Source organism: Streptomyces lycii, assembly GCF_009735685.1.
Taxonomy (GTDB): Bacteria; Actinomycetota; Actinomycetes; order Streptomycetales; family Streptomycetaceae; genus Streptomyces; species Streptomyces lycii.
On sequence record NZ_WHPN01000197.1, the window covers coordinates 1 to 4,940 of the forward strand.

Consider the following 4,940-nt stretch of genomic DNA (forward strand, 5'->3'; position numbering starts at 1 on the left):
GGAGCGCCACCGGCGCCGCGGGCCCGGCGCGCCCGGCGCCGACACCTCCGCACGGCACGCCTCCGGGCGGCACCCCCGCGTACGGCACGCCGCGCGGCACTCCCGCCCACGGCACACCTCCGCGCGGGACGCCCGCGTACGGCACGCCCCCGCGCGGCACTCCGGTGTACGGCACGCCTCCGGGCGGCACTCCCGCGTACGGCACCCCTCCGCGCGGTACCCCCGCGTACGGCACGCCCCCGCAGGGCACGCCCGCGCACGGCACCCCGCACCTGGGCACCCCGCCGCGCGGCACCCCGTATCCCTCCGGACCCGCCCGGGGCGGCCATCCCGAGCAGCACGAGGCGGGCGGCGGCTGGGGCGGTCCGGTCCGGGCACCGGCGGCGCCCGCCGGGTACGGCGTCGGCGTGGCGAGCCCGCTCCTGCCGGCGGCGGGCCGGGTGCCGAGGCCGCGGCAGGAGTATGTCGACGCCTTCGACGACGACGTCTATCCCGCGGGCGCGCCCGCGCCGGGCAGCCGTGGTGAGCGGGCCGCGGACGAGACGGACCGCGAGCCGCGCACCGGCCGGGACGCCGCGGCGGGCGGCGGCTCGGACGAGGGGGCGGCCGGTGCCTCCGGGGAACCGCCCGGGCAAGGCCCCGGCGGCGGGGACGACGACGGCGACGGCGACCCCCGCCCGGCCGGCGGACGCAAGGCCCGCGCCTTCACGGGCGCCGCGGCCGCCGCCGTGATCACCGTGCTCGCCATCGTCGTGGCCGGCCAGGTCTCCGAGGGCGGCCGGGGCGACGCCACCCGCGCCACCGGGGGCGAGCAGCAGCGCGAGGACGGCAAGCCCGGCGAGGCGGCCCGCTCCGGCAGCCGTCCGGAGCAGAGCGCTCCGCCGACGACGACCCCGCTGACGTACGAGCAGAAGATGGCGAAGGAGAACCCGCTCGACCCGGGGCTGGCCGGCTCCGGCGAGTTCCGGGCCGTCGGCGGCAAGGCCGAGGCCCCCGGCAAGGGGACGGTCGTGCGCTACCGCGTCGACGTGGAGAAGGACCTGCCGCTCGACGGGGAACTGTTCGCGCAGGCCGTGCACCGGACGCTCAACGACGAGCGGAGCTGGGGCCACGGCGGGAAGCGCACCTTCGAACGGGTGACCGGTGGGAACAGTGACTTCGTCATCACGCTGGCCAGTCCCGAGACGACCGCCGTCTGGTGCGCGAAGTCCGGCCTGGACACCACCGTGGACAACGTCTCCTGCGACTCCGCCGCCACCGGCCGCGTCATGATCAACGCCTATCGGTGGGCCCAGGGCTCGAAGACGTTCGAGGGCAAGATCTTCTCGTACCGGGAGATGCTCATCAATCACGAGGTGGGCCACCGGCTCGGCCTCGACCACCGGCAGTGCACCGAACAGGGCGCGCTCGCCCCGGTGATGATGCAGCAGACGAAGACCCTGACCAGCAAGGGCCTCACCTGCAAGCCCAACGCCTGGCCGCATCCCTGACGGACAGGCCCGGCCGCATCCCGGGCCCGGACGCCTCCGCCTGTCGTGCGGCGATCCCTGACCGACACGCCCGACCCCGTCCCTGACGGCGTGCCCGGCCTCATCGCCGGCCGATGTGTCCGGCAGCGGGGCCGGCGGATGCGTACGGCCGATGTGCCCGGCCGTGCCCCGGTCCGTGGCGTCCGGTCGGTGCGCCTGGCCGTACCCCGGTCGGCGTTGTGCGTCCGCGACGGGGCCGGGGATGCGTCCGGCCGATGCGTCCGACGGCGCCTCCGGCCGTGTCTCCGGCGGTGCCTCCGGCCGGTGCGCCCGGCCGGGTCCCGGTCCGCGGGTCCGGCTGACGCGCCCGGCCGTACCCCGCACCGGCGCGCCCGGCCGTAGCTCGCAGGCACTTCCGGCCGCAGCCTCACCGGCGCGTCAGGCCGCAGCCTCTGACCGGTGCGTCCGGCCGGCAACGCGCGGGGCCCCGGAAAGTCACGAGCGTTCACCCTTTTCGGTGGTGTGGCGGATAACCGTCCGGCGTGGCATCCCGCTGCCCGCATACGGTCGTCCCGCTGCCCGCCGGGTGGCCTGTGGCGAGAACGGGGTGCATTCGTGCGCGTGGGACTGCTTACCGAGAGTGGCTATCCGCATGCGACCGGTGAGTCCGTGGTGTGGGGCGACCGGCTCGTGCGCGGGCTCGCGCAGCACGAGTTCGAGGTGTTCGCCCTGAGCCGCGACGAGCGGCAGGCGGCGGCGGGCCTCCTCCCGCTGCCGCCGCACGTCACCGGGCTCCGCACGGCACCGCTCTGGGGCCCCGCCCCGTCACCGGGACGCCGGTCCGCCGGGCGGCGGACCAGGCGGGCGTTCGCCGAGTGTTTCGCCGAGCTGGCCGCCGCCGTGTCCGGCAGCCCCGGGGCGGGTGGGGCGGAAGCGGCGGCCGGTGCGGGTGCCGGTGCCGGTGCGGGCATGGGTGCGACGGGCGGTGCGGGTGCGGCGGACGGTGACGCGGCGGGCGGTGCGGCGGGCGCCGCCGCGGACCCGCGGGCCGCCCGGTTCGCCGACGGCCTGTACGGGCTCGCCGCGCTCGCCCGGGAGACCCGGGCCGTCCCCGCTCTGCTCCGCTCCGACACGGCCCTGCGGCTGCTCGCCGCGGCCTGCGGCGTCCCCGGCGCGACCCGGGGCGCGCACGCCGCCCGCCTCGCCGATCTGGCCGCCGTCGCGGCGGAGCTGGAGCGGGCGCTGCGGCCGCTCTCGCTGGACTGGTACGGCCCGGGGCCCGGCGGCGCGGGCCTCGGCGCCGCCGACCTCTGCCACGCGGCCTCCGGCGGCACGGCCGCGCTCGCCGGGCTGGTGGCCAAACGCTTCTTCGGGGTGCCGCTGCTGCTCACCGAGTACGGAGTGCGGCTGCGCGAGCACTACCTCGACCGCGCCGCGGGCGCTGCGGGCGCACCGGCCCGTGCCCTGCTCGCCTCGTACCGGCGGCTGCTCGCCGGAGAGACGTACGCCCGTGCCGCCCTCATCACCCCCGGCACCGCCCACGCCCGGCGCTGGCAGGAGCGGTGCGGAGCCCCGCGCGGCCGGGTGCGCACCGTCCACCCCGGCCTCGACCCGGGCCCCTTCGAGGCCGTCACCGGCGAGGACGACGTCTCGGGCCCGGCCGGTGGAGGCGGCACGGCCGGGAACGACCCGGCGGACGGGTACACGCTCGTCTGGGCCGGCGGGCCCCTCGAACCGGCGGCGGACGTCGTCGGACTGCTGCACGCCTTCGCGGTGGTGCGCCGGTCCGAGCCCCGGGCCCGGCTGCGGATCGTCGAGTCCGGCCCGCCCCGGGACCCGGCGGCCGCCGGGTACTCCGCGCACTGCCGCGCCCTCGCCGCGCAGCTCTTCCCCGACGAGGCCCCGAGCCCGACGGTTCCCGGGGAGAATCCGGTCTCCTTCGAACGGATCGGCGCCCCGGAGGCCCCGACGGCCGCCGATGTGTACGCCTCCTGCTGCCTGGTGGTCCGCTCCAGCGCGATCGACGGCTTCCCCACGGGCCTCGTCGAGGCGATGCTGTGCGGCCGGGCCACCGTCTCGACCGACGCGGGCGCCGTCTGCGAGGTCATCGGGGGCACGGGGCTGGTCGTCCCGCCGCGCAACCCGCGCGCCCTCGCCGACGCCTGCACGGCCCTGCTGCGGGACCCGCGCAGACGGGCCCGGCTCGGTGCCGCCGCGCGGTCCCGGGCGCTGGAACTCTTCACGGTCGAGCAGAATCTCGCGGCATTTCGTGGCATCTACCTGGAGCTGATGTCCCACCGCCCGGCGGCCGCCCCGGGACCGGAGGGGGCCGGGGGACGGCTGCCCTTCGCCCTTCCGCCCGAGGCGCGGGTCCCGGGCCGCTGGGCGGCACCGGCCGTCGCGGCCCGCCGGTCCTCCGCCGTCGCCGCGGGCCGGCCCCGGGTGCCGAGCTGGGCGGTCACCGCGGCACGGCCCGCGGCGGCCGGTGCGCCGATCGGAGGTACCGGCTCATGACCGCCCGCCCCGCACGGCCCGCCGACCCCGCACGGCCCGCACGGCCGGCACCGCCGGAGAAGCCCCGGGACACCCGCCGTACGGGCGGCGCGGCGGACCCGGCCGCCCTTCGCTCCGGGGACGAGAAGCCCGCCCAGGTCCGTGTCCGGGCCGGCGGCGCGCAGGAGCCCGAGCGGCCGGAGGACGCCGGTGCGGACCGTGGTGGTGCGGGCTTCGGTGACGACACAGGCGTTGGGGCCGGCCCGGACACCGCCGCGGATGCAGCCGCAGCCGCAGACTCCGCCGCGACCGCAGCCGCAGACTCCGGCACAGCCGCAGCCGTAGCCGCAGGCTCCGGTGAGGGCGAGGGCGAGGGCGCGGGCGAGGGCGAGGGCGCGGGCGAGAGCAAGGGCGCGGGCGTCGGCGCGGGTACGAACCCGGGGGCGAATTCAGGCTCGGGCACGGACGCCGGGGTCGGCGCGGATGCAGGCACCGGCGCGGACGCAGGCCCCGGCGTCGGCGACGGTGCGGGCACAGGTCCCACCGGCGCCGGCGTCGGCGCCGGCGTCGGTGCGGGCGAGGGCCCCGGCGCGGCCGTCGGGCGGTCGGGCACCCGGGAGGCGGAACGTTCCGCTCCGAAACCGTCCGGCGCGAAGGCGGCCGCCCGGCCCACCGCCCGCCGTGGCGGCGCCGACCCGGTGAAACTGCTGCTCCAGCACCATATGGGCCTGTGCTCGCGCGCCGTCGACCCGCTGGAGATCGCCGCCGGGCTGGAGGCACAGGGCATGACCGACCGGAATGCCGCGCGCTTCCGGCACCGCGACGTGTTCTCGCTCGCCGAGGAGCTGTACGCGCGGGTTCCGCGCGACGTGCCGTCCGCCTCCGCCGGGACGGCCTCCGCGGGAGCCGCCCCGGCCGGTTCCGTGGCCGGTTCCGCGGCTCGCCACACCGCCGGGTTCCCCGCCCTGACCGGCGCCC

Annotated in this window: 2 protein-coding genes and 1 pseudogene; all 3 read left to right on the forward strand. The window is 78.7% G+C overall.

From position 1 onward, the window contains the following. The coding region (locus GCU69_RS07975; RefSeq protein ID WP_328629984.1) for a DUF3152 domain-containing protein at nucleotides 1–1,490 on the forward strand (1,490 nt) is incomplete at its 5' end. A gap of 600 nt (nucleotides 1,491–2,090) precedes the next feature. Beyond that, complete coding sequence (locus GCU69_RS07980; protein ID WP_408055775.1) at nucleotides 2,091–3,983, forward strand: DUF3492 domain-containing protein; 1,893 nt, start codon at nucleotides 2,091–2,093, stop codon at nucleotides 3,981–3,983. Further along, nucleotides 3,980–4,940: pseudogene (locus GCU69_RS33525) on the forward strand (hypothetical protein); the annotation flags it as partial. The gene GCU69_RS07980 and the pseudogene GCU69_RS33525, both read left to right, overlap by 4 nt.